Below are 372 nucleotides of genomic sequence, written 5' to 3' on the forward strand. Positions count from 1 at the left end.
GAGAACCACAGTCAGCGTATTCCCGGCTGAAAGCCGCCGGATTACTGGACGCGCTGCAAGGGCGGGTCGCCGAGGCCAACCTGTACCGTTTCTGTCAGTTGCTGGAACAGGCTTTGCCCAATCACCCACCCTTGGGGAGCACCGCGCACCCGGCGGATGACCCGGTGCGTTTTCGGCCCGAACCCGGTATGGGGTTCCCCGTGAGCGAGTTGAAGGCGATTGAAACCGACGAAGATCATCCCGAGCGTCCGGCGACGGTACGCACTCGCCTGTTGGGCCTGTACGGCGTTGACTCGCCGATGCCGACAAGTTTCCTGGACGATATCGCTCAGCGTCGCGAAGGTCATGAAGCCCTTGAAGCGTTCCTGGATA

Annotated in this window: 1 protein-coding gene; it reads left to right on the forward strand. The window is 61.8% G+C overall.

Features of this window, described 5'->3' with window-relative positions:
• Positions 1-372, forward strand: a 372-nt coding sequence (locus ACZYSM_RS29405) for a type VI secretion system baseplate subunit TssG (RefSeq protein WP_489077209.1), incomplete at both ends; no start/stop codon positions are given.

Source organism: Pseudomonas sp. F220, assembly GCF_057813935.1.